23 protein-coding genes are annotated in these 24,700 nt (G+C 63.4%); 15 read left to right on the forward strand and 8 right to left on the reverse strand.

The genetic code is table 11. The annotated features are described in order from the left end of the window. The first annotated feature begins 82 nt into the window (after positions 1–82). From L1073_RS06110 to nspC, 6 genes are all read left to right on the forward strand, one after another. Positions 83–1,318, forward strand: coding sequence for a CynX/NimT family MFS transporter (locus L1073_RS06110; protein ID WP_246897634.1), 1,236 nt, complete (start codon positions 83–85; stop codon positions 1,316–1,318). A gap of 170 nt (positions 1,319–1,488) precedes the next feature. Further along, entirely contained in the window at positions 1,489–2,835 is a 1,347-nt protein-coding gene (locus L1073_RS06115; protein ID WP_246897636.1) for a type II toxin-antitoxin system HipA family toxin, read from the forward strand. Next, complete coding sequence (locus L1073_RS06120; protein ID WP_246897638.1) at positions 2,832–3,137, forward strand: helix-turn-helix domain-containing protein; 306 nt, start codon at positions 2,832–2,834, stop codon at positions 3,135–3,137. The genes L1073_RS06115 and L1073_RS06120 overlap by 4 nt, the downstream gene beginning before the upstream one ends. A gap of 289 nt (positions 3,138–3,426) precedes the next feature. After that, the gene (locus L1073_RS06125) at positions 3,427–3,648 is read left to right on the forward strand and encodes a hypothetical protein (protein ID WP_246897639.1); all 222 of its coding nucleotides are present in this window, start codon (positions 3,427–3,429) and stop codon (positions 3,646–3,648) included. Further along, positions 3,645–4,850: a saccharopine dehydrogenase family protein gene (locus L1073_RS06130; RefSeq protein WP_246897641.1), complete on the forward strand. Its 1,206-nt coding sequence runs from the start codon at positions 3,645–3,647 to the stop codon at positions 4,848–4,850. The genes L1073_RS06125 and L1073_RS06130 overlap by 4 nt, the downstream gene beginning before the upstream one ends. After that, on the forward strand, positions 4,850–6,022 hold the full coding sequence (gene nspC, locus L1073_RS06135; RefSeq protein WP_246897643.1) for a carboxynorspermidine decarboxylase: 1,173 nt from the start codon (positions 4,850–4,852) through the stop codon (positions 6,020–6,022). The genes L1073_RS06130 and nspC overlap by 1 nt, the downstream gene beginning before the upstream one ends. Before the next feature lie 182 nt (positions 6,023–6,204). On the opposite strand, the gene L1073_RS06140 is transcribed toward nspC, so the two are convergent. After that, positions 6,205–7,293 (reverse strand): SDR family oxidoreductase, encoded by a 1,089-nt coding sequence (locus L1073_RS06140; RefSeq protein ID WP_246897645.1) that lies wholly within the window; start codon positions 7,291–7,293, stop codon positions 6,205–6,207. 160 nt (positions 7,294–7,453) lie between these two features. Between L1073_RS06140 and L1073_RS06145 the strand changes: the two genes are divergently transcribed. Continuing rightward, a complete protein-coding gene (locus tag L1073_RS06145; RefSeq protein ID WP_246897839.1) occupies positions 7,454–8,410 on the forward strand; it encodes a LysR family transcriptional regulator in 957 nt (318 codons plus the stop codon). A gap of 187 nt (positions 8,411–8,597) precedes the next feature. On the opposite strand, the gene L1073_RS06150 is transcribed toward L1073_RS06145, so the two are convergent. Both L1073_RS06150 and L1073_RS06155 read right to left on the reverse strand, forming a co-directional pair. Continuing rightward, positions 8,598–8,921 carry a 50S ribosome-binding protein YggL gene (locus L1073_RS06150; protein WP_246897646.1) on the reverse strand — a complete coding sequence of 108 codons (324 nt, stop codon included), beginning with the start codon at positions 8,919–8,921 and terminating at the stop codon, positions 8,598–8,600. 227 nt (positions 8,922–9,148) lie between these two features. Continuing rightward, a complete protein-coding gene (locus L1073_RS06155; protein WP_246897648.1) occupies positions 9,149–10,366 on the reverse strand; it encodes an MFS transporter in 1,218 nt (405 codons plus the stop codon). A 243-nt stretch (positions 10,367–10,609) separates the two neighbouring features. Here L1073_RS06155 and L1073_RS06160 point away from each other — a divergent pair, with 243 nt between their 5' ends. Next, positions 10,610–11,194 carry a histidine phosphatase family protein gene (locus L1073_RS06160; RefSeq protein ID WP_246897650.1) on the forward strand — a complete coding sequence of 195 codons (585 nt, stop codon included), beginning with the start codon at positions 10,610–10,612 and terminating at the stop codon, positions 11,192–11,194. Between the two features lie 10 nt (positions 11,195–11,204). Here the strand turns inward: L1073_RS06160 and pyrC are convergent, their stop codons facing one another. Continuing rightward, on the reverse strand, positions 11,205–12,260 hold the full coding sequence (gene pyrC, locus L1073_RS06165) for a dihydroorotase (protein ID WP_246897651.1): 1,056 nt from the start codon (positions 12,258–12,260) through the stop codon (positions 11,205–11,207). A gap of 36 nt (positions 12,261–12,296) precedes the next feature. Then, positions 12,297–13,505, reverse strand: a complete 1,209-nt coding sequence (locus L1073_RS06170; RefSeq protein WP_246897653.1) for an MFS transporter — start codon at positions 13,503–13,505, stop codon at positions 12,297–12,299. Positions 13,506–13,614: 109 nt separating this feature from the next. On the opposite strand from L1073_RS06170, the gene gmk reads away from it, so the two are divergent. The 5 genes from gmk to thpR all read left to right on the forward strand — a co-directional run bounded on the left by gmk (position 13,615) and on the right by thpR (position 17,830). Beyond that, the gene (gene gmk, locus L1073_RS06175; protein ID WP_246897655.1) at positions 13,615–14,262 is read left to right on the forward strand and encodes a guanylate kinase; all 648 of its coding nucleotides are present in this window, start codon (positions 13,615–13,617) and stop codon (positions 14,260–14,262) included. Between the two features lie 64 nt (positions 14,263–14,326). Continuing rightward, positions 14,327–14,578 (forward strand): DNA-directed RNA polymerase subunit omega, encoded by a 252-nt coding sequence (gene rpoZ / locus L1073_RS06180; RefSeq protein WP_246897657.1) that lies wholly within the window; start codon positions 14,327–14,329, stop codon positions 14,576–14,578. Positions 14,579–14,605: 27 nt separating this feature from the next. Next, entirely contained in the window at positions 14,606–16,741 is a 2,136-nt protein-coding gene (gene spoT / locus L1073_RS06185) for a bifunctional GTP diphosphokinase/guanosine-3',5'-bis pyrophosphate 3'-pyrophosphohydrolase (protein WP_246897659.1), read from the forward strand. 149 nt (positions 16,742–16,890) lie between these two features. Further along, positions 16,891–17,280 carry a RidA family protein gene (locus tag L1073_RS06190; protein WP_246897661.1) on the forward strand — a complete coding sequence of 130 codons (390 nt, stop codon included), beginning with the start codon at positions 16,891–16,893 and terminating at the stop codon, positions 17,278–17,280. A 1-nt stretch (position 17,281) separates the two neighbouring features. Further along, positions 17,282–17,830 carry an RNA 2',3'-cyclic phosphodiesterase gene (gene thpR, locus L1073_RS06195; RefSeq protein ID WP_246897663.1) on the forward strand — a complete coding sequence of 183 codons (549 nt, stop codon included), beginning with the start codon at positions 17,282–17,284 and terminating at the stop codon, positions 17,828–17,830. A gap of 2 nt (positions 17,831–17,832) precedes the next feature. Here the strand turns inward: thpR and L1073_RS06200 are convergent, their stop codons facing one another. Beyond that, positions 17,833–18,705, reverse strand: coding sequence for an SDR family oxidoreductase (locus tag L1073_RS06200; RefSeq protein WP_246897664.1), 873 nt, complete (start codon positions 18,703–18,705; stop codon positions 17,833–17,835). 116 nt (positions 18,706–18,821) lie between these two features. Here L1073_RS06200 and L1073_RS06205 point away from each other — a divergent pair, with 116 nt between their 5' ends. Continuing rightward, on the forward strand, positions 18,822–19,742 hold the full coding sequence (locus L1073_RS06205) for a hydrogen peroxide-inducible genes activator (RefSeq protein ID WP_246897666.1): 921 nt from the start codon (positions 18,822–18,824) through the stop codon (positions 19,740–19,742). Next, positions 19,739–21,832 (forward strand): ATP-dependent DNA helicase RecG, encoded by a 2,094-nt coding sequence (gene recG, locus L1073_RS06210; RefSeq protein ID WP_281505998.1) that lies wholly within the window; start codon positions 19,739–19,741, stop codon positions 21,830–21,832. Before L1073_RS06205 ends, recG begins: the two co-directional genes overlap by 4 nt. A gap of 31 nt (positions 21,833–21,863) precedes the next feature. Here the strand turns inward: recG and L1073_RS06215 are convergent, their stop codons facing one another. Both L1073_RS06215 and yccS read right to left on the reverse strand, forming a co-directional pair. Further along, entirely contained in the window at positions 21,864–22,340 is a 477-nt protein-coding gene (locus tag L1073_RS06215; protein WP_246897667.1) for an XRE family transcriptional regulator, read from the reverse strand. A 91-nt stretch (positions 22,341–22,431) separates the two neighbouring features. Continuing rightward, positions 22,432–24,618 (reverse strand): YccS family putative transporter, encoded by a 2,187-nt coding sequence (yccS, locus tag L1073_RS06220; RefSeq protein ID WP_246897669.1) that lies wholly within the window; start codon positions 24,616–24,618, stop codon positions 22,432–22,434. Positions 24,619–24,700: the final 82 nt, after the last annotated feature.

A 24,700-nucleotide genomic window follows, 5' to 3' on the forward strand; every position in this document is an offset into this window, starting at 1 on the left:
AGCGTCCCTGTTTTGGCCGTAATCGGCTACCCTTGCGTCCTCGGCTTTGCCGTCGTGACGTAACACCTTTCGATTTCCAAGGATGGTCCTCTTGTCTACTTCCGCGATGCCCCGCCGGGGCGTTCTGACGCTCGTCGCGCTGCTGCTGGTGGCGCTCAACCTCCGCCCGGCGCTGACCAGTGTTGCGCCGGTACTCGGCAGCATCGGTGAGGCGCTGGCGCTCTCCTCCAGTTGGCAGGGCATTCTGACCACGCTGCCGGTGCTGTTCCTGGGGATCGCGGCGCCGCTGGCGCCCCGCATGGTGCGACGCATCGGCCCGGAGCGCAGCGTTTTTGCCGCGCTTTTGGTGCTGGCGGTGGCATTGCTCGTGCGGCCCTATATCGGCACGGCGGGGCTATTCCTGGGCACGGTGGTCGCCGGGGGCTGTATCGGGGTCATCGGGGTGTTGCTGCCGGGCATCGTCAAGCGGGATTTCCCCCGCCGCGTCAGCATCATGACCGGCCTCTATACCGTGGCGCTCAATCTCGGCGCGTCTGCTGCCGCAGGCACCACCGAGCCGCTGCGTCAGGCCTTGGGCGGGCTTTGGCAAGGGGCTTCACAGGGGGCTTCATACAGTCCCTGGCAAGGCGCGCTGGCATTCTGGTTGCTCCCGGCGGTGATCGCCGCGCTGTTCTGGCTACCCCAGCTCAAGGGCACCAAACCCACTCGCGTTCCTGCGCGTCGCGGCGCGCGGCTGCGTCACGACTCGCTGGCGTGGCAGGTGTCGCTGTTCATGGGGTTGCAGTCGTCGCTGGCCTATATCGTGTTCGGCTGGCTGCCGACGATCCTGCAGGATCGCGGGTTGGCGGCGGTCACCGCAGGGCTGGCGCTGTCGGTGTCGATCCTGCTGCAGGTGACCACGGCGATTCTGGCGCCGTGGATCGGCAGCCGTATGCGCGATCAGAGGGCGGTGCTGATCGGCGTGATGACGCTCACCCTGACCGGGCTGCTGGGCTGTCTTTACGCCCCGATCGACAGCATCTGGCTGTGGGTCGTGGTGCTGGGGCTGGGCCAGGGCGGCACCTTCAGCATGGCGCTGACGCTGCTGGCGCTACGCGCGCCGGATGCCACCACCGCGGCCAGCCTCTCGGCGATGGCCCAGGGCATCGGTTACACCCTCGCGGCGATGGGGCCGCTGCTGGTCGGCGTACTGCACGACTGGAGCGGTGGCTGGAACGTGGTGGGGTTTCTGGTGAGCGCGATTGCGCTGGGCGCGCTGGCCATGGCGCTGGGCGCCGGGCGTGATCGGCAGGTGGCATCGACACAGGGCACGGAGTGATGGGGCGGCGAACCGAGGTGCGCTGGCGCACTCCAAAGAGAAAGGTATCAAACCCCATAGTGAGCATTATTTCGCTCAAAATGTTATGTATTGCTTTCTTATGAGTAGTATCTTGCTCATAATATCTTATACATTTTATTTTTGAGCATCTTTTTGCTCAAGACTTAGCCATGACGCTTACACTACAGATCTTTTATCAACACCGATGGCATGATGCCGCCATTCTGTCGATTCCGTCCCCCGAGAAGGGGCGACGTGGACCGGCATTGCTGGGCTACGAGCAATATTATGCCGTGGATTGGATGGAGTGCGATGACGAGCGTGCCTGCGGCATCAACTATCCCGTACGCTTGATGGAACAGTTTCATGGTGCACGCTGGTTCGCCTTTCTGGATGACCTCATGCCGGCGGGCGCCAGTCGCCGGTACTGGATTCAGCAACTGGGTATCGATCATCTGCCTCCCGGCGAGCAGGATTTCGAACTACTGCGTCATGGCACAATTGCCCCAGTGGGGAATGTGCGTATTAGAGAGGCGGTTCCGCCCCAAGTGTCAGACGGACCACTGGCACGGCTTCGCTTCCCGGCCCAGGACGTGATCGAGCGACATACCGACTTCCTGGAGTACGCACAACAAATGGGGGCGGCCAGCGGCGGGGCCACCGGCGCGGGGGGTGAAGCGCCCAAGCTGTTACTGCGCTGCTCGCCCGAGAATAGAGTATGGATCGACACCTGGCAGGACGAGCAGACGCTTCAGGATCAACATTACCTGGTCAAGTTCCCGCGCAATCGGCGTGATGGAATCGACTGCGATATCCTGCGCGCCGAGTATCACTTCTATCACGAACTCGCAGCGCTCGGGATGGAGACCATCGATACCACCGGCATGCGACTTGAGGAGGGAGATCGCTACCCTTCGCTCTGGTTGCCGCGTTTCGACGTGGCTTTCGAGGCAGGCCAGCGCACCCTGTACGGACTGGAATCGGTCTACTCGATCATGGAAAAAGGGCCCGGAACGTACCTCAAGATGCTTGAGGTCATCGACACACTGGTCGCACGATTGAGCCGTCAGTCTCGCGTCCAAACCGAGGGGGCGACATTCGATGCCGCCTCGTTGGTAATCGAGCTTGTGAAGCGTGACCTGCTGAATGTCGCATTCGGTAATTCCGACAATCACGGCCGTAACACGGCAATCATCAAACGCCCCGATGGCATGACGTTGGCGCCCATCTACGACTTCGCGCCGATGAAAGCCGACCCGGAAGGCGTTACACGCACCACCACCTGGGGCACGCCCCTTGAAGCGGGCGGTCACTTTGATTGGTACGCCATTGCCAAGGCGCTATCCGCTTACGTGCCAGAAGAGCGGTTGATCGCGGAACTCCGCACGCTGGCCCACAAGCTGCTCGGGCTCCATGAGCGGCTGGCCCAGCGCGGCGTGCCACGCACCATTCTCGACTTTCCCTCCATAGGGTTCGCGCGACTGGACGAGCGCCTTCATCGATGGAACCTAGTATGAAAACGCCTCTTTCACCGGCCGAACGAGAAGCCCTACTGCTTGAGCAAGTCGAAGCGTTACTTGCCGAACGCACGACGCCCGGCGCCGTACTCAGAAAGCTGCGCCGCGAGGTGTTGGCCATGAACCAGACCGAGTATGCGGCGCTGACCAGGATCAGCCGGCGTACACTCTCGGACATCGAGACTGACAAGGGCAGCCAGTCGCTCGCACTTCTGAATAGTGCCTTTCGCCCCTTTGGGCTAAGCGTGGGATTGTTGCCCAGGAGCCCTGCACTGCGGCAGCGGCTCTTGAACCGCGATTGAAACAGGTCCGTGAATAGCCACCGCGTTTGTCACTCCACCCGATAAGCATCCACCCAGATCCCACCGCCACTTCCGTGCATATCAACTGCTGAGCAAGCCACTCGACCAGTAGCCACCCATACAGTCGAAATCACTACCAAACCTCGACAATTAGCGTAGAAGCGTCCCTGTTTTGGTCGTAATCGGCAGGTAGCGTCGACACAGGGCACGGAGTGACGGGGCGGCGAGACGAACCCCGGCGCCGGAATCGGATACTCTAGGAGAGAGACCAACGACCCAGGAGACTCGCATGCCAGCCAGCGCCATCAGCCTCGAGCAACAGCAGCGCCTGATCAAGATCGTACGCCCACTGGAAGCAACTGCGCGAGAAGTTCGCGTTTCTGATCTGAACGCGAGACGCCTTGCGTCGGACTTGACGCTAAAATCCCTTGCGATCAGCCTCAAGGGTGCGATCATTGGTCTTTTATCGTCATTCTTTTCCATTTCCCCGATCTGGATCCGAACCCCATGAGCAAAGCCTTGATTATTGGCGCCGGTGGCGTCGGTGGTGTAGTGACTCACAAGTGCGCACAGCACCCCGAGGTGTTCCACGAAATCTGTCTGGCCAGTCGCAACGAAGCGAAGTGCAAAGCGATCGCGGACCAACTGGAGCGCCCCATCCAGACCGCTCAGGTCGACGCCGATGACGTCGAGGCGCTTATCGCGCTGATCGAGTCCTTCCAACCCGACGTGCTGATCCATGTGGCCCTGCCCTATCAGGACCTGACCATCATGGAAGCCTGCCTGCGCACCGGCGTGCCCTATCTGGACACCGCCAACTACGAGCATCCGGACGAGGCCAAGTTCGAGTACAAGGAGCAGTGGGCGTTCCAGGAGCGCTTCGCCAAGGCCGGCAACATGGCCACGCTGGGCTGCGGCTTCGACCCCGGCATGACCAATATCTACTGCGCCTACGGCCAGAAGAACCTGTTCGACGAAATCCATCGAATCGACATCCTGGATGCCAACGGCGGCGATCACGGCTACCCGTTCGCCACCAACTTCAACCCCGAGATCAACATTCGCGAGATCAGCGCGAATGGCCGCTACTGGGAGAAAGGCGAGTGGAAGGAGACCGCGCCGCTGGCCGAGAAGCGCACCTTCGACTTCGACGGCATCGGCGAGAAGGACATCTACCTGCTCTACCACGAGGAGCTGGAATCGCTGGCACAGAACATCAAGGGCATCGAGCGTATCCGCTTCTGGATGACCTTCTCCGAGAAATATCTGACGCATCTCAAGGTGCTGGAAAACGTCGGCATGACCAACATCGAGCCGATTAACGTCAACGGCTGCGAGATCTCGCCACTGCAGTTCCTCAAGTCGGTGCTGCCCGATCCCGCGTCACTCGGCCCGCGCACCAAGGGCAAGACCAACATCGGCGTGATCCTCGACGGCATCAAGGACGGCAAGCGTCGCAAGGTCTACCTCTACAACATCAGCGACCACGAGAAAAGCTACCAGGAGGTCAAGTCCCAGGCGATCTCCTACACCACCGGCGTACCCGCGGTGACCGGCGCCATGCTGATGCTCCAGGGGATCTGGAAGGGCAACGGCGTTTACAACGTCGAGCAGCTCGACCCCGATCCGTTCATGGAGCGCATCAGCGACATGGGCCTGCCATGGCAGATGGTCGAGCTCGATCCCGACGACGATCCGCTGGCGGATTCGTGATGGCGGAAGCGACATACTCGTTTGACGCTTATCCGTTCGACATTGGGGCCTGCCCATCGCCGGCCTACGTGGTCGACAACGCCCTGCTGCGTCGCAACCTGGAACTCTTGAAAGAGGTCCAGGCACGCAGCGGGGCGAAGATCCTGCTGGCGCTGAAGGGCTTCGCCATGTGGGACGCCTTTCCGCTGATAAGCCAGTACCTGGTGGGCACCACCTCCAGCGGGCAGGACGAAGCTCGCCTCGGCTTTGATCACTTCGGCGGCGAGGTCCACGTCTATTCGCCGGCGTTCACCGCGCCGGAAATGGACGTGGTGCTGCGCTACGCGGATCACCTGAGTTTCAACTCGCCGGGCCAGTGGCGGCGCTTTCGCGACACGGTCGCCTCAGCGCCGCGCAACATCTCGTGCGGGCTGCGGGTCAATCCCGAGCACTCGACCGGCGAGGTTGCCCTCTACGACCCCTGCGCGCCGGGATCGCGGCTCGGCACGCGCGCGGCCAACCTCGCGCCGGATGACCTCGACGGTCTGGAAGGCCTGCACTTCCATGCGCTGTGCGAGCAGAACAGCGATGCCCTGGAAGCCACGCTCGACGCCTTCGAGGCCCGGTTCGGCCAATACCTTCCGCAACTGCGCTGGGTCAACTTCGGTGGCGGCCATCACATCACCCGCGGCGACTACGATGTGGAGCGTCTGGTCCGGCTGATTCGCGACTTCCAGGCACGCTACCCGCATCTCGAGGTCTACCTGGAACCGGGCGAAGCGATCGCACTGAACACGGGTTATCTCGTCTGCAGCGTGCTGGATATCGTCGACAACGATGGCCCGATCGCGATTCTGGACACGTCCGCCACGGCGCACATGCCGGATGTACTGGAAATGCCCTACCGGCCCGAGATCATCGGTGGCGCCAAGCCCGGCGAGAAGGTCTATACCTACCGTTTGGGCGGTACCACCTGCCTGGCCGGCGACGTGATCGGCGACTACTCGTTCGACAAACCGCTCGCCATCGGCGACCGGCTGGTGTTCACCGACATGGCCCACTACACCATGGTCAAGAACACCACCTTCAACGGCATCCGCCTGCCGTCGATCTGCCGGGTCGACGAAACCAGCCGCGAAGTGCGCACGGTCAAGACCTTCGGTTACGTCGACTACATGCAGCGGCTGAGTTGAGGCGCTAACGAACGGAAGTGCTCGGGCGAGAAGGCGATGCGGTTTCAGCGGGGTCATGACGACGAAAACCGGCGCCTTCTCGGCGCCGGTTTTCTTGCTGTCGTTGATAAAGACTCGCATCGATAAAGACTTACGGTCGATAAAGACCTGCAGCCGATCGAAAAATGATCGACGAGACCGAGTTAGGGAATGATCTTCTCGGCGCGCAGGCGATCGAACAGATCGAAGAAGGCGCCACGCGTTTCGCGGAAGTGGTCGAAGCCGAAGTCGCGAGACTTGGTGGTATCGTTGACGCACTCCTGATCGCGCCCTAGATCGGCATCGGTGTGCCACCAGGACGCAAGCTTGCTGATATCCGGCTCGACCAGATCGTGCTTCGCGGCGATCTCGCGCCAGGTCGATTCGATGCCTGCCATCTGCACTTCCAGCGGCTGCATCGACTCCGGGTCGTCCGAGGCTTCGGGACCCTGAACTTCGAGACCCTGAGCCTCTAAACCAAAGTACTCGCCGATCTCGCGCCACATCCGGCGCCAGCGGAAGACGTCGCCATTGACCGTATTGAACGCCTGGTTGGCGGCACCCGGCGTGGTGGCGGCCCACTCCATCTGCCGCGCCAGTACCAGCGCATCGGTCATGTCGGTGAGCGCGTTCCACTGGGTCTGCGAGCCCGGGAACACGAACGGCTGGCCAGTTGCCTTGCAGATCGAGGCGTAGACGGCAATCGTGGTGCCCATGTTCATGGCGTTGCCGCGGGCATAGCCGATCACGGTGTGCGGACGATGCACGTTCCAGGCGAAGCCGTGGCGCTCGGCAGCTTCGAATAGCACGTCTTCCAGCGCATAGTAGAAGTTGTCGCCCGGCACGCGCGGCTCGGATTCGCGGAATGGCGTCTCGGTGCGCCCGCTGCCATAGGCCTCGAACGAGCCCAGGTACTGCTTGGTGCCGGTGACCAGCGAGGCGTGATCGAGCTTGTCGCTGTCGAGCGCGGCGAACAGGTTGCGCATCATCTGGCTGTTGGCTTCGACATTGGCCTTCTCGTTGTCGCGACGAATCCAGGTGCAGTAGAAGACGTGAGTGATCGGCAGGCCAGCCAGCGCCTGCTCGGTGCCCGGCTTGTCCAGCAGATCGGCGGTGACGGGAATCACGCCGCTCTGCTCGGTGGCGCGACGTGACAGACCGTAGACGGTCCAGCCGCTGGCCACCAGATAAGACGCCAGATTGCCGCCGGTGATCCCGGTGGCGCCTACAACCAATGCAGTGCCTTTACGCATGATCGGTATCCTCCTCGAAAACGGACAGGGACTCGGCGCCGATGCCGAGTCGATGGGGAGAGTCTGGTAGGCTTCGATCATTGCTACAATCTAAAGCGTCGCAAATCTTTATTGCACGAGACGCAACTCGATGAATTTCAATTCAATGGATCGCAACACGATGGATCTCAATGCCCTGCGCGTGTTCGAGCGGGTCGCCGCCACCGGCAGCTTCACCGCCACTGCGCGACACTTTCACCGTGCGGTGTCATCGATATCCCGCCAGATCCGCGGGCTGGAAGAGTCGCTAGGGCAACCGCTGCTGTATCGACATACCCGCGCGGTCACGCTGACCGAGGCGGGTTGGCGCTACTACGAGGAAGTCCGCGAGATCCTGGAACGGCTCGATCTCGCCACCGAAGCCCTGGCGTATCCCGACACCGAGCCCAGCGGTGTACTGCGGATCAACGCGCCGGTCGCCTTCGGCCAACGCCAGATCGTGCCGCTGCTGCACCGCTTCCAGCGCCGCCATGCCGGGATCACTGCCGAACTGCAATTGAGCGATAATGTCGTCGACCCGGTGCGCGAGGGTAACGACATTACCTTTCGCGTCGGCGATCTAGCCGACTCCTCGCTGGTGGCGCGGCGACTGGCGCCGATGAATTACGTGGTCGCTGCGGCACCGAGCTATATCGATGCCCATGGTGAACCAGAGACGCCCGAGGCGCTGGCCGATCACAACTGCCTGCTCTATCAGGGCGAGCTGGGCCGCCAGCGCTGGTATTTCCAGGCACCGGGACAGAGCGGCTCGACCCCGTTCGAGGTCACCGGCAATCTTTACAGCAACGACGCCGAAAGCCTGCTGCGCGCCGCGCTGATGGGGCAGGGGCTAGTGCTGTTTCCCACCTGGCTGATCAATGATGCGCTCTCGCGGGGTGAGCTGGTTCCCGTTCTGGAAGCGTGGCGCGGCGAGGTCATGCCCAGCCGCCGCGACATCCACGTGTTGACCACCGAGCGCCGCCTGCGAACGCGCAAGGTGCGCGCGTTTCTGGATTATTTGCTTGAATCGCTGGAACCCCGACCCACCTGGGACCGGTGGCGTGAACGAATAGACGCTACCCGGGCAATATCGACGTGACGCTGAGCGTCGAGGTCTAACTATTGACCAGGCACTGGCTGCGACCGACGTTACCTTTGCGCCCCTTCCCAAGGCGCGATCTCGATGGCCCGAGGCATCACAAGATGACTCGGGCCGTTGCGTCTTGGGTCGAACCGGCAATCGAATCGACACTCGGCTACAAGCAGAGGCGCTTGAACCGCGAGTTTTACGCCACCCCGTAGGCATCCACCCAATCGCCCACCGCCACTTCCGTGCACAGCGGCTGTCGATCGAACCACTCGGCCAGCGCGAGGCGATCGTCATCAGTAGCGTCAGCGTCTTTGCACGGCAGGACGAAGATGTCCAGCCGATCCGCGTCGATCCCGCCACCCATGACCAGGCCGTGCGATTCGAGTTGTGCCTCCAGAGCATCGAGAAACCGCGTCGCATCCTCTGTTCCTATCTTCTGCAAACGGCATGACAACGCAAACCCGAGCACCGCGAATTTCCCCTTTTCCCGTACCACGCCCCCATCTTCCATCCCCGACATAGCGCTTTCTCCCCGACGTCCACCTGGTGGTTTCACTGGCCCAGTCCCGCTCAGTATCGCGCGCATCTTTACCTTGCGAAGCGGCTGAGCGACACATTCCCTCAAGATATATCGGCAAGAATAAGGAAAAACTTAAATATTACCGGAAAATTAAAACGATCAGGAGAGCGGCCATTCGAGGAATGTGGCGACCGCAAGCGACGTACACACGCCACTCGCGGCTTGCCTTATGACGAGACGGCGGGCTGTTGCAGCGCCTCGCGCTTTTCCAGCCAGCGGCCAGTGGCGAAGATTGCGATGCCCAACAAGGCGAGCGAAGCACCCACCAGGCCGGTGGATGACCATGCCAGGCCCGCCTTGATAGTCACGCCGGCCAGCCAGGCGCCGAGGGCGTTGGCCATGTTGAAGGCGGCGTGATTGAGCGAAGCGGCCATGGTCTGGGCGTCTTCGGCAACGTCCATCAACCGAGTCTGCATGGCGGGGGCGACGGCCATGCTGGTCCCGACCAGCGCCACGAAAAAGAAGCCTGTCCACACCGAATTGGCGGCGAAGTAGAAGCCGCCCTGTACACAGGCCACCCACAGCAGAATGATCGGAATGCCGCGCAGAAGGTTCCAGTCGGCGATACGTGCGCCGGCAAAATTACCCAGGATGGTGCCCACCCCGAAAATCACCAGTACCAGCGGCCCCAGCGACTCGGCCATGCCGGCCTGCTCGGTGAGCGTGGGCATGACATAACTGAACACCGCGAACATCCCGCCGCACCCGAAACAGGCCACGCCCAGTGTGAATAGCACGCGCGGCTTGATCATCGCGCCCAGCTCGCGCTTGGGACTGGCCTGATGGTCGGCGGGCTGATACGGCACCCATAGGCGCACCATCAGCGCCGTCAGCAGCGCGATGCCGCCCACGCCGGCGAAGGCCGCCTGCCAGCCGATCAAATTGCCCACCCAGGTGGCCAGCGGCGCGCCGACCAGAATCGCCACTGTCAGCCCGGTCATGACCCGCGCCACCGCCCGGGCGCGTTGATCGACGGGCACCGCCGCCGCGGCCACTAGCGCCGCGACACCGAAATAGGCACCGTGCGGCAAGCCGGCGATGAAGCGTAGCCCAACGAAGGTGCCGAAATGCGGGGCCATGATGCTGGCGAAGTTGCCGAGGGCGAACAGCAGCATAAGCCCGATCAAAAGCGCCCGCTTGGGTAGCCGTGCCGCCAGGGCCGAAATGATCGGCGCGCCGACGACGACGCCGAGCGCGTAACTGCTGATGGCATAGCCAACATCGGGTACCGCCACCTGAAGATCGTCGGCGACACGGCCCATCAACCCCATGATGACGAATTCACCGGTGCCGATACCGAAACCGCCCAGCGCCAGGGCCAACTCCGCCAGGCGTGGGTGCGCGGCGCCACCGGAAGGCGTCGACGCGTCTGTGGATGCGCTCATGGGCATTTTCCTGTCTTGAGGTCCTGATCTTGAGGAACGTAGCGAGAAGAACCTGTCTGAAGACAACGTGTCGCGACCTATTCGCAACCTGTGGGTCGAAACGATCGATTCTCTCAAATTTAGACCAAAGTCTAAAATATAAGCACTCTATCATCCCGCTTATTGGCGGCAATGACACAGAACATGCGCTCCGCCGCGCTTGGCCTGATAGGATCGAGTCAGGATTTCCGTGGAGTCATCGCCATGCCCGAGTTGATTCGTCGCCCCTTCGTCTTTCTGCGCCATGGCCAGAGCACCAGCAACCTGAACCGTCGGATCGCCGGTCAGCGCGATGTCCCTCTCACCGCGCAAGGCGAACGAGAGGCCCGCCAGGCATCGGCGCTGCTCGGCGATGTCGCCTGGCCGTTGATCGTTGCCAGCCCGCTGGAGCGCGCCCGACGCACGGCCGAACTTGCCACCGGGCGTGACCCGCACTGTCTGATCGGAGGACTCAAGGAGCGCCATTGGGGCGAGCACGAAGAACAGCCCATTCCCGAGACGATGCCTTACCTGCTTACGCCCGAAGGCGGTGAAAGCTGGGTAGATTTCGTCACCCGCATCGTCGCCACCCTCAATGCCCTGCTCGTCGAGCACGAGACGCCGCTGATCGTCGGCCATTCCGGGTTGATCCGGGTGATCCGCTATCTCGACAGCGGCTCGCCGGACGGGCCGCGCACCGATAACGCCGTACCGCAATGGGTGGCGCCATACGGAACTCGCGGCTGGCAGATCCGCCCACTGCGTGAGCCAGACATGGCGCACTTGCCGCGCCTATCGACGATGACCTGACGCCTGCGTGTCACTCGCGTCCGGCGTTGACCGACCACGCCAGCGTCTCGCCGGCCTTGAAGGGCATCAGCGTCTCGCCCTGGCCGGCGGTGCGCTCGGGCATCGTCCAGGGGCGACGCTCGAGCTCGATCTCCTCCTCGTTGAGCGCCAGGCCATAGAAGCGCGGCCCGTTCTCCGAGCAGAATGCCGCGAAATGCTCGAGCGCGCCCTCCTCTTCGAACACGTCGGCATAGACCGCCAGCGATGCCTGGGCATTGAACACCCCGGCGCAGCCGCAGGCCGTTTCCTTGGCGGCGACCACGTGCGGCGCCGAGTCGGTGCCCAGGAAGAATCGCGGATGACCACTGGCCACCGCCGCGCGCAACGCTCGCTGGTGCTCGGCCCGCTTGAGAATCGGCAGGCAATACAGATGCGGACGAATACCGCCCACCAGCATGTCGTTGCGGTTGTGCGCCAGATGCTGCGGCGTCAGCGTTGCCGCCAGGTTGGCATCGCCCTCGAGGACATACTGCGCGGCATCGCCGGTGGTGATGTGCTCGAACACCACCTTGAGTGCTGGAAAGCGCTGGCGTAGCGGCGTCATCACCTCGTCGATGAAATACTTCTCGCGATCGAAGATGTCGATCTCGCCGCGCGTGACTTCGCCATGCACCAGCAGCGGCATACCGATCCGCTGCATCACCTCGAGCAGCGGATAGATGTCCGCGACGTGCTTGACGCCATGCTGCGAATTGGTGGTGGCATTCGCCGGGTAGAGCTTGGCCGCCGTCAGCAAGCCGCTGGCATACCCCGCCTCGAGGGTCTCGGCGGAGACGCGCTCGTTGAGATAGCAAGTCATCAGCGGAGTAAAGTCATGACCCGCCGGCACCGCCTCGAGAATCCGCGCGCGGTAGGCCTCGGCCGCCGCCAGCGTGGTGATCGGCGGCATCAGGTTGGGCATCACGATAGCCCGTCCATAGACCCGACTGGTGGCAGGTAGCACCAGGCGCATCACGTCACCATCGCGCAGGTGAAGGTGCCAGTCGTCGGGGCGACGGATTCGCAGGCGGGTAGGGGACTCGGACATGCGCGGACTCCTGATGACGATAACGGGACGAGAAACTCAGTCGGCCGCCGCGGCGGCGCGACGACGTTGCAATGATACCAGCGCCACGCCGGCAAGGAGGGCAACGCCGATGGCGAATCCTACCCCAGTGGCTTGCAGGCCGACGAATCGCGCCACCAGGCCGATGCCCACCACGGGGATCGAGATCGCCACATAGGCGATCACGAAGAAGGTCGAGGTCACCGCGCCGCGCTGATTCAGCGGGCAGGCTGCCGCCACGGCACCCAGCCCGGCGCGAAAGGCAATGCCCTGGCCCAAACCGACGACCAACGCCCCCAGCAGGAAAATCCACAGCGTCGCCAACGCCAATCCGGCCCCGACGATCAATGCGCCGGCGATCACCACGCCACACCCCAGCGGCAAGCGATGCGCCTCGGGCAGACGCCCCTGAACGAGCTGTCCCAGGGTCGAGGCGAAGAACACGCAACCGGCCACCAGGCCGATCGCCAGCAGGTTCGAATGCCCCAGCACCTGGCTCATGAAGGCCGGCGCGGTGGCGGTGAAGAATCCCAGCACCGCAAAGCCGGCGAACCCGGCGATCACCGCCGGCACGAACACGCCGCGCACCTCGGCGGGCACCTTGAGACGCTGGATGCGTAGGCGAATCCGGGGCGGCCGTTTCACGGTTTCCGACGCCACGGCGACGCCCAGCACGGCGATTGCCAACAGCCCCAGGTGCACGGCATACGCCAGGTGCAACGGCCACACGGCGTATTCACCCAAGGCGCCCGCGACCACCGGTCCTAACCCCAGGCCCCCCATGTTGGCGGCGGTGGCGACGAAGGTCGCCGCACGCTTCCAGGCTTCAGGCGCCGACTCCACTACGGCCACCGTCGCCGTACCGGTGAAAATACCGGCGGAGACCCCCGACAGCACACGCCCGACCAGCAACGTGGAAAGACCATCGGCCGCAAGGAAGATAACATCGCTAAGCGCCGCTGCTGCCAAACCCGCAAACAGTAGCGGACGGCGCCCCAATTGATCCGACCAGCGTCCGGTGATCAATAACGCGGCGATGACGCCCACGGCATAGGCGGCGAAGATCACCGTGATGACGAGCTGCGAGAAGCCGAAAGCCGACTGATAGCCCGGGTAGAGCGGTGTCGGCAACGTCGTGCCCAGCATGGTCACGAGAAACGCGAAGGCGACTCCGGCAAAGGCCAGCCGCGTCGTCGATTCCTTGGAGGGCAAACTCGAGGGGGACATGCAAAAGGTTCCTTTGTCAGATGGCCCGCACCCTGCGCGATGTCGGCAGGACACGAAGTGTATGCGATAATGCTCGTTTTCCCAGAAGCGGCTCAATCGGACACGCCCTATGCCCACTCAGCTTCCGTCAAAAGGGACACTCTACATCGTCTCCGCGCCTTCCGGCGCAGGCAAGACCAGCCTGGTACGTGCTCTGCTCGAACGCATCACGGGCATCCAGGTCAGCGTCTCGCACACCACACGCGCCATGCGTCCCGGCGAGCGCAACGGCGTCAACTACCACTTCGTCGACGTCACGACCTTCGAACGCCTGATCGAAAGCGGCGATTTCATCGAGTATGCACGGGTCTTCGACAACTATTACGGTACCTCGCGCGCCGCCGTTCAGGCCCTGCTCGACGCCGGCCAGGACGTGATTCTGGAAATCGACTGGCAAGGCGCCCGCCAAGTGCGCGCGGCCTTCGACGAAGCGGTCTCGGTGTTCATCCTACCGCCTTCGCGTGAAGCGCTCCACGCGCGGCTTGCCGGGCGCGGTACCGATGACGAGGCGACCATCGCCCGGCGCATGCGCGATGCGATCGACGAGATGTTCCACTACGCCGAATACGAGCATGTCATCGTCAACGACACCTTCGCCCACGCACTCGACGAGCTGAGTTGTCTGGTGCATGCCGAACGCACCCGCGTGTCGCGCGTTCAGGCCGCCCAAGCGCCGCTGCTGGCAGCGCTCTTGTCACGCGTGGAAGACGTCGAGTAGACTCGAAGGTCCTTCCGCAGGTCCGGCGCAAGCCGTTTTTATTTTTCGATCAAGGTTCACACTCATGGCACGCGTTACCGTAGAAGATTGCCTCGACAACGTCGATAACCGTTTTCAGTTGGTGATGATCGCCACGCAGCGTTCACGTCAGCTCGCTCGCGGCTCGCGCGATTCCCAACTGGCGTGGGAAAACGACAAGCCCGCGGTCATGGCACTGCGCGAAATCGCGGCCGGCCTGGTCGATGTCAGCGTCCTCGACGAAGTCGTCGATCCGCCCGCTCCCAAGCCGCGTCCCGAGCGAGAGTACAACGACTAAGTCCTCTCCACTGCGAAGGCGCGCGCTATGTTCACCATCGACGATCTCGCGGACCGACTCGGGGGCTACCTACCCCCCGAGGAAATTCTGCACGTCAAGCGCGCCTTCTACTACGCCGAGCAGGCCCATGACGGCCAGCGACGGCGCTCCGGCGAGCCCTACGTCACGCACCCGCTGGCGGTCGCCAATATCCTCGCCAACATGCACATGGACCATCAAAGCCTGATGGCCGCCATGCTGCACGATGTCATCGAAGATACCGGCGTGACCAAGGAGGCGTTGACCCAGCAGTTCGGCGAGCCGGTCGCCGAACTGGTCGACGGCGTCTCGAAGCTGACTCAGATCACCTTCGAGGACAAGGCGGTCGCCCAGGCGGAGAACTTCCAGAAGATGGTCCTGGCGATGTCCCAGGACATCCGCGTGATCATCGTCAAGCTCGCCGACCGCCTGCACAACATGCGCACCCTCGGGGCACTGCGTCCCGACAAGAAGCGCCGCATCGCCCGCGAGACGCTGGAGATTTACGCGCGTATCGCCGGGCGCCTGGGCATCAATACCATTCGCGTCGAACTCGAGGATCTGTCCTTCCAGGCGATCCACCCGATGCGCGCCGAGCGCATCAAGCGCGCCGTCACCAAGGCGCGTGGCAATCGCCGCTCGATGATGCGCCAGCTTCAGGACACCTTGCAGAAATGCCTCGATGACGACGCGCTGGGCGGCGGCGTGGTGGGCCGCCAGAAGCATCTGCTGTCGATCTATCGCAAGATGCGCGACCAGCGCAAACCCTTCGCCGAGATCATGGACGTGTTCGGGTTTCGCATCATCACCGATGACGTCGATACCTGCTATCGCATCCTCGGCGCGGTGCACAATCTCTACAAGCCGGTGCCGGGGCGCTTCAAGGACTACATCGCGATTCCCAAGGCCAACGGCTACCAGAGTCTGCACACCACGCTGTTCGGCCCCAGCGGGATGCCCGTCGAGGTACAGATTCGCACCCGCGAGATGGAGGCGATGGCCAACAACGGTATCGCCGCACACTGGCTGTACAAGGCCGGTCAGACCGAGCGCCCCATCGGCGCCGGCAGCCATGCCCGGGCACGCGAATGGGTCCGCGGGCTGCTCGAGATGCAGCGCCATGCCGGCAACTCACTGGAGTTCATCGAGCACGTCAAGAACGACCTGTTCCCCGACGATATCTACGTGTTCACGCCCAAGGGCGACATCATGGAGCTCCCAGGCGGCGCCACGGCCGTGGACTTCGCCTACAGCGTGCACACCGACATCGGCAATAGCTGCATCGCCTGCCGCATCGACCGCCATCTGGCGCCGCTGTCCTCGACCCTGGAAAGCGGCCAGACGCTGGAGATCATCACCGCTCCCGGTGCGCGGCCCAACCTGGCCTGGCTCAACTTCGTGGTCACCGCCAAGGCGCGCTCAGCGATCCGTCATGCCCTCAAGCATCAACAACGCACCGAGTCCGTGCAGCTGGGGCGGCGCCTGCTCAACCGCGCGCTGAGCGCCTTCGAAACCAGCCTCGAGGAGCTGCCCGAGCATCGCTTGACAGCGATACTCGAGGAGCTCGACCTCAGGCACGAGGACGACCTGCTCGAATCGATCGGGCTCGGCACACGCATGGCCTACGCCATCGCGCGCCGCCTGCTGGAATGCCACGCGCCGGAAACGGCCGAGGAAGTCGCCACGGCATCGCGTTCCGGGATGCCGATCGTGATCAACGGCGCCGAAGGCATGATCATCAGCTTCGCACGCTGCTGTTATCCGCTGCCCGGCGATCCCATCGTCGGCCATCTTTCGGTCGGCAAGGGAATCGTGGTGCACCGCCACGAGTGTGGTAACCTGCGGGAACTGCGTGACGACCCCGACAAACTGTTTGCCCTGGAGTGGTCGCAGCAGATCGATCAAGATTTCCCGGTGGCGCTGCGCCTGCATGTCGAGACACGGCGCGGCCTGGTCGCCGAGCTGGCCGGCCTGGTGACCGACGCCGACGCCAACATCGAACGCATCGGCATCGAGGAACGCGATGCACGCCTGTCGATCGTCAACCTGACGCTGGCCGTCCACGACCGCGTGCATCTAGCAAGTATCATGAAACGACTGCGCAACCTGCCCCACGTCGGCAAGATCACTCGCGTTCGCAGTTGACACCATGGCGACCGACCCGCCGCCAACAGAGCGGCGGGTCGGTCGTTTCGTTTTCACTACGCCCGTCGCGCCCGCTCACGCGGACGCGACGGTGTCGTTATTTTTGTCCATCGCAATGCGCACACCGCATAACGACAAGGAGCCATACCATGAGCAACAAAGCCGTCATCAATACCGAGCAGGCGCCGGCCGCTATCGGCCCCTACTCGCAGGCCATCAAGGCCGGCAATACGGTATACATGTCCGGGCAGATTCCGCTCGACCCCAAGACCATGGAACTGACCTCCCAAGAGTTCGAGGCCCAGGCGCGCCAGGTCTTCACCAATCTGCAGGCCGTCTGCCACGAAGCCGCCGGCTCGATGCAGGACATCGTCAAGCTCAATATCTACCTGACCGACCTGAGCAACTTCGCCGTGGTCAACCAGATCATGGAGGAGTACTTCCAGGCCCCCTATCCGGCCCGCGCAGCAGTCGGCGTCAAGGAACTACCCAAGGGCAGCCAAGTGGAAGCCGAAGCCGTCATGGTCATCGGTGACTGAGATGTACACCACGCGGCGTGTATTCTTCGCCGTCTGGCCCGACGACGCCCTGCGCGCGCGCCTGGCAACGCTGGCGACACGCCTCCAACGCCATTGCGGGGGGCACACGCCGGTCGTCGCTAACCTGCATCTCACGCTGGGATTTCTGGGTAATTTACCCACGGCGGAGATCGCGTCTCTGCAGGCATTGACCGAGCGCCTGACGCTGCCTGCCGGCGAGTGGACGCTCGACCGCTACGGCTATTTTCACAAACCGCGCCTGGCATGGCTCGGCGGTCCGCCGACAGCCACGCTGAACCTGTGGCACGCGCGTCTTGGCGAAGCCCTGGCAGCGAGTGGCCGGCCGCTGCCGGCCTCGCATGACTATCGGCCGCATGTCACGCTACTGCGCCACGCCGAGAAGGCGCCGCCGGCAACGCTCGAGGCACCCGAATGGACCTGGCCGTTGACGCGGCTGACGCTAGTGGAATCGATTCTCGACGGCACTCGGCCCATCTATCGAGTGCTGGCCGAGTGCCCGGCGACAGTCACGGCAAGTCGCCGGGACTAGGATCAGGCGGACTCGGATGCCTGGCGATGCGCCTTTATCACCTCGGTATAGCCTTCGCGAAAGGTGGGATATCGAAATTGGTAACCGGTACCCAGCAAGCGTGAATTGTCACAGCGCTTGCTGGAGCGTCGCCGCAGTGGCGACTGAATGGTCTCGGTCAGTTCGATTTTGAGCTTGCCCGCCATCCACGTCATCACCTCATGCAAGGGCGTCGGCTCGCAGTCACTGGCCAGATAGAGCACCTCTACCGGCTTGTCGTCGAGAGTCAAGGCGATCAGATGCGCCAGCACACCCGCGCAGTCGTCACGGTGGATACGGTTGGAATACATCGGCGGGTTAGCTGCCGCGACGCGTCCTTCCTTGACCTGGCGGATCAACCGATCGCGACCCGGGCCGTAGATTCCCGAAAAGCGCACCACGGTGCCAGGCATGGGATGATCGAGCAGCGCTTGTTCGGCCTCACGCATCAGCAGCCCCGAGAATCCGGTGGGTGCAGTCTCGGAAGTTTCATCGACCACTTCGCCCGCCTGCTGGGCGTAGACGCCGGTCGAGGAGACGAAGAACACGCGCTTGGGTTGCGTGGTACGCGTCTCGAGTTCGCCGAGCACGGCCTTGAGTCCCTTGGGATACGCTTCGGCATAGGCATTTTCGTCGAAGCGCGCAGCGCTTAAGATATAGACGACGGTATCCGCGTCAGGCAAGCGCGCCAGCGCAGCGGGGTCCGTGACGTCCGCTGCCAGGCCCTCGATACCGGTTTCCGCGAGCGGCGCGATATGGCGGCGCACGCCGATCACCCGCTGGCCAGCGTCGATCAACCGCTTGCCTAGCTGGATACCAATGTCGCCACAGCCAATAATCAGAGTCGTTTTCTTCACCTTTCCCTAGCCTCTTGGTAAAAGTCCTTGGTAAAAAGTCCTTAGCAAAAAGTCCCTTGCATCGATACCTTAGTGAATCCATCGCGTCGCCCAGGAGGCCCGAAAAGGCCCAGATCATGACCCTAACAGAACTTCGTTATATCGTAACCTTGGCTCAAGAGCACCATTTCGGGCGCGCCGCCGAGCGCTGCTACGTCTCCCAGCCCACGCTCTCGGTGGCCGTCAAGAAGCTGGAAGACGAGCTGGGCATCGCCTTGTTCGAGCGTTCCAAATCCACCGTACAGGTCACGCCGCTGGGCGAGAAGATCGTCGCTCAGGCACATCGCGTGCTGGAACAGGCCGGCCTCATCAAGGAAATGGCCACCGAAGGCAAGGACCAGTTGGCGAGCCCTCTGCGCATCGGGGCCATCTACACCATCGGACCTTACCTGTTTCCGCACCTGATTCCCGAGCTGTCGCGTCATGCCCCGCAAATGCCACTGTACATCGAAGAAGGCTTGACGGGGGACCTGCGGCGTAAACTGCGCAGCGGTGAGCTGGACGCCGTGGTCGTCGCCCTGCCGTTCAACGAGCCGGATGTGCTGACCAAGGCGATCTACGAAGAGCCTTTCGAAGTGCTGATACCCGCCGGACACCCGTGGACGCGCAAGACGGCTATCGCCAAGGAAGACCTCCTCGAGGAAAAACTGCTGCTGCTGGGCGAGGGGCACTGTTTTCGCGATCAGATCCTCGAAGCCTGCCCCGCCATCAACAACCAGCTCAACAGTCCGGGCAACACCTTGATCGCCGAAGGCGGCTCGTTGGAAACCATTCGCCATATGGTGGCCTCGGGGCTGGGCATCACGGTACTCCCCAAGTCGGCCATCGGCACCAGTCATTACGAATCGGGGCAACTCGAAAGCCGGCCCTTCGCCAATAGCGTGCCCAGCCGTACGGTGGCCATCGCCTGGCGTGCCAGCTTCCCCCGACCCAAGGCCATCGATGCCCTGACCGAGGCCATCGACGCCTGCCAGCAACAGCGTATCCAGGCGGCATGAGCAGCGCAATAAAGACTCTGGATGCACCGGTCAGCGAACTCACCGGCGTGGGCGAGGCGCTGGCCGCCAAGCTCGCCCGGCTAGGCATCGCCAGCATCGCCGACATGCTCTTTCATCTGCCGTTGCGCTATCAGGACCGCACGCGCATCACGCCCATCGGCACACTGCGCGCCGGGACCGAAGTCGTGGTCGAGGGCGAGATCGCCGCCGCCGATATCGTCAAGGGACGGCGGCGCAGCCTGCTGGTGCGTCTCAAGGACGGTTCGGGCATCCTCAGCCTGCGCTTCTTCCATTTCTCGCCTGCGCAACAACAGCAGTTCACGCGTGGCCTGCGCGTGCGCGCGTTCGGCGAGGCCCGCGCCGGCGCCACGGGTCTCGAGATCTATCATCCCGAGTATCGCCTGCTGCAACAGGAAGACGCGCCGGTCGAGGAACATCTGACGCCGATCTACCCCACCACCGAGGGCTTGACCCAACCACGCCTGCGCGGTCTGATCCAACAGGCACTCAAGCAGCTCGACACCGCGCCCGACGCCCTGCCGGACTGGATTCCCGACACCCTGCGCCAGCGCTTTCGCCTGCCGGGGCTACTCGAGTCACTGCGTTACCTGCACGAGCCACCCCCCGAGGCGCCGGTGGAACGCCTCGCCGAAGGGCGCCATCCGGCCCAGCGACGCCTGGCGCTGGAAGAACTGCTCGCCCATCAACTCAGCCTGCGGCAGGTACGCCTGCGTATCCAGACTGACAGCGCGCCCGCACTGGGCGGCGGGCGTAGTCTGCAGGCGCGTTTCCTGACCCAATTGCCGTTCTCGCTGACCGGCGCGCAGCGCCGGGTTCTCGACGAGATCGGCCACGATCTGGAACGCTCGACCCCCATGCTGCGCCTGGTCCAGGGCGACGTCGGCTCGGGCAAGACCGTCGTCGCTGCCATGGCGGCACTGGCAGCCATCGCCGGTGACTGCCAGGCGGCCATCATGGCGCCTACCGAGATCCTCGCCGAGCAGCATTATCGCAACTTCCGCGATTGGTTTGCGCCGCTGGGGATCGAGGTCGGCTGGCTGGCGGGTAAGCTCAAGGGCAAGGCGCGTCTGGATACCAAGGCAGCGATCGCCGATGGCCGCATTCAGGTCGCAGTGGGCACGCACGCGCTGTTTCAGGACGACGTGCACTTCCACCGCCTGGGCCTGGCGATCATCGACGAACAGCATCGCTTCGGCGTTCACCAACGCCTGGCACTGCGCCAGAAAGGCGAAGCCGGTGGCCTCACGCCGCACCAGTTGATCATGACCGCCACGCCGATTCCGCGCACCCTGGCGATGAGCGCCTACGCCGATCTGGATCTATCGATGATCGACGAACTGCCGCCCGGACGCACACCGGTCAAGACGGTAGCGGTACCCGACGAGCGTCGTCCCGAGGTGGTCGAGCGCATTCGTCGCGCCTGCGCCGAGGGCCATCAGGCCTACTGGGTATGCACGCTCATCGAGGAATCCGAAGCCTTGACCTGCCAGGCCGCCGAGGCGACCCATGAGCACCTCGGCGAGGCGCTACCCGACCTGGCCATCGGACTGGTGCATGGGCGCATGAAGGCGGCGGAAAAGGCCGAGGTCATGGAGGCCTTCAAGGCGGGCGAACTGGATCTTCTGATCGCCACCACGGTGATCGAGGTCGGCGTCGACGTGCCCAACGCCAGCTTGATGATCATCGAAAACCCCGAGCGTCTGGGGCTCTCGCAGTTGCATCAGCTACGCGGCCGTGTGGGCCGTGGCGCCACCGAGAGCTTCTGCGTGCTGCTCTATCATCCACCGCTGTCGCAGCACTCGCGGGAACGGCTGGGCGTGATGCGCGATACCACCGATGGCTTTCGCATCGCCGAGAAGGACCTGGAGCTGCGCGGCCCCGGCGAAGTACTCGGCACCCGTCAGACAGGCCTGGCGCAGATGAAGATCGCCGATCTGGAACGCGATCGTGATCTGCTCGATACCATCAGCCCCCTGGCGCGCGCGCTACTCGACGAGGCGCCGGAAGCCGCTACGCCCTTGATCCGCCGTTGGCTGGGCGAAGACGCCGGACATTATGGGCATGTCTGACGCCTGGCAGGCACGCTTAGTGCCCCGGTCGTCATGACGACCCAGCGTCATCCTCGGCCTGGCTGGCCTGCCGCTCCCACTTGCCCGCCTTGGCCAGCGCCATGATGACTTCACGGGCAATGGCGCGCTGACTCGGCGGCAAGCCGGCGAAGGCTTCCAGGGTCTCGCGCTCGCGATAACTCAACCCCTCCCAAAGATGATCGCTCTCGCGGACGCGGTGCTGCGTCGGTGTACCGAAGCGCAAGTCTGCCGGCGGCACTTTCAGCCACTCGGCGAGCACCACGAGCTTTTCCTGAGTGGGCAGTGTCTCACCGCGAAGCCAGCGGCGTACACCGTGCAGCGTCACTGGACGCCCCGGATTGCGCAGGTTGAACTCACGCTCCAGGACAGCGGGCTTGGGCGCATAGCCGGCCTGTTGCATGGCCTCGCGCAGGCGTCGGGCGAATTGGGTCTTGGCGTCTTCCATGCCTGCACAGTAAGACGTCTCGCCCTCCAGCGACGTAACCATCTCGTTGTTTTTTTGAAGATCGGACAATACTAACGGTTACGTAGCGTAGCGTCGATTCTTCCCAGATAGCAGTAACTTACCTGTGACGCCGTCATTCACGCGAGGCCTGCGTCGACAAACGCCCCGCCGCCTCGCTCAGCGCGACGAGTTGACGACTGATCAACGCCAGTTGGCTCTGCAACAAGCGGCGTTCATCACACGTTTCCTCGGCGGCAGATGCCTCCAGCAAGCGGGCATGCCGCATCAGGGCATCCTGGCATGGTTCGACCCTTTCGCCCACAGCGAGCTGGCGTGCCACGCGCGCCAGCGTCTCGGCCACATCATCGGCCGCCGCCGTCACCGTAGTGTTGTCATCACCCGCAGCGCCGGCCGCCCCGCGATGGGCCCCCAAGGCCGAGAGATAACTCAGCAGGGTGTGCGAATGCACCAGGAAACGCAGCCCGATATCGGCGTCCTTGCGAAAGTGGCCCGGCTCCAGCAGCACATTGCCCAGCGTCGTGGAAAGCGCCGCATCGGCGTTATGGGCGTTACGCCGTGCCAGACGATAGGTGAGATCGTCACGCTTACCACGCGCGTACTGGTCGAGGATCGCGCGCAGATAGGCCGCGCTGGCTTCGAGTGTCGTCGCCGCCTGGCGGTGCAGACCGCGCCCTTGCCAATCGGGCAGGATGACCAGCACTGCCAGGCCCGCGATGGCGGCGCCCAGCAGGGTATCGAACAGACGCGGCCAGATCAGCCCGAAGCCATCCCCGACTTGATTGAAGCAACACAGCACCATCAGCGTGATGGCGGCCGTCGCCAAGGTGTAATGATGCGCCCGGGTAGCGAAGAAGGCGACGCCGGCAGCCACTGCGATCAAGGCCTGGACAGGCTCGGTGGGAAACAGCGTGATCAGCGCCCAGCCAGCGACCAGGCCCAGCACCGTGCCTTGGATACGCTGGCGCAGAAAACGCCGCGTGGCCCCGAAATTGGGGCGACACACGAACACGCTGGTAAGCAGGATCCAATACCCCTGAGTGGGGTGAATCCAGTGCAGCAGGCCATAACCCACCACCAGGGTCACGCTCAAGCGCAGCGCATGGCGAAACACCGGCGACGCCAGGCTGAGGTGCGCCTGCAGGCGCTCAAAGACATCGCGCAGCCCGCGAGGCGAGCGATCGAACAGACTGCTGTCCTCGTGATCGGCTCGCGTGTCGGGATTGTCGGCACCGGCCAGCTTGTCTTCCAGCGTGGCGAGATTATCGCCCAGCGCCGACAGCGAGCCCAGCAAGTCGCGCCACTCGTCGCGTCCCTGGGCATGCAGATTGTTAAGGGATGCGTTGAAATCCTCCAGTGCCTGAGCGCTGGGGCCGTGATCGAAGGGACGATCGAGCAGCAGCGCGCGACTCAAAGCCTTGCAGGCACGCCCTTGCTGATCGAGTAGGCGCTGGGCGCGAAACAGGATGTCATGATGGAAGAACGCCTCGGCCAGCGCGCCATACGGATAATGCGAGGAACTCGCGCGCTCGTGAATATCCTGGGCGATGAAGTAGAGCCGCAGGTAGCGATTGAGTTTACGCCCGCCCCGCTGGCCTTCGAGGCGCCGGAAAATCATCTCCTTGCTCTGGTTGAGCGCCGCCACCACGCGGCCATTCTGCTGGGCCAGCGCCAGACGCTGCTGCTCGATGTCCATCCCTCTCAGCGGCTCGAAAAGCGCCGACTTGAGGCGCAAGTAAACGCCCAGCTCGCGAAAGACGTGCGCCAGGCTCAACTTGAGCGGATGCCGCGAGAACAAGGCGCACCACACCACCGAGATCGCCCCGTACCAGGCCGCGCCCGAAACCAGTAGCAACGGCTCGCGCCACAGCTCATCCGGCGCCACGCCGCCGTGTTGCTCGAGGCTGATCATGGTGTAGATGGCGAGAATCAGGGTCGCGGTGGCGATGGTCGCATAACGCTGTCCCACCGCGCCGAGCATGGTCATGCCGAAACTCGATACCCCGAGGCCCAGCGCGAAGATCGCCGGGTGCGCGAACGTCAGCTCCACCGACACTGCGGCGACGGCGAAACACACCAAGGTTACCAGCAATGCCTGCAGTCGCCCTTGCCAAGTATCGTCGGTCTCCGCCAGGGCACTGGCGATGATGCCCAGGAACAGCGGGATCAGCTTGCGCATGTCGTCGAGATACCAGCACAGCGCCATGACGCCGCCCAGAGCGATGAACACACGCAAGCTGTAGGCGAAGGACTCCAGGGTCCAGAGGCGTCTGAGCGATTGGGTCAACGACGTCGGTAGCATATCTCTCGGTCGGACGGTAACAAGCCAGAAAGTCGCGTCATGCGCGACACTACGACGTTAGTATAACGAATCCTGTCGAAGC

Origin of the sequence: Chromohalobacter nigrandesensis, from assembly GCF_023061285.1 — a bacterium.
Classification (GTDB): Bacteria; Pseudomonadota; Gammaproteobacteria; order Pseudomonadales; family Halomonadaceae; genus Chromohalobacter; species Chromohalobacter nigrandesensis.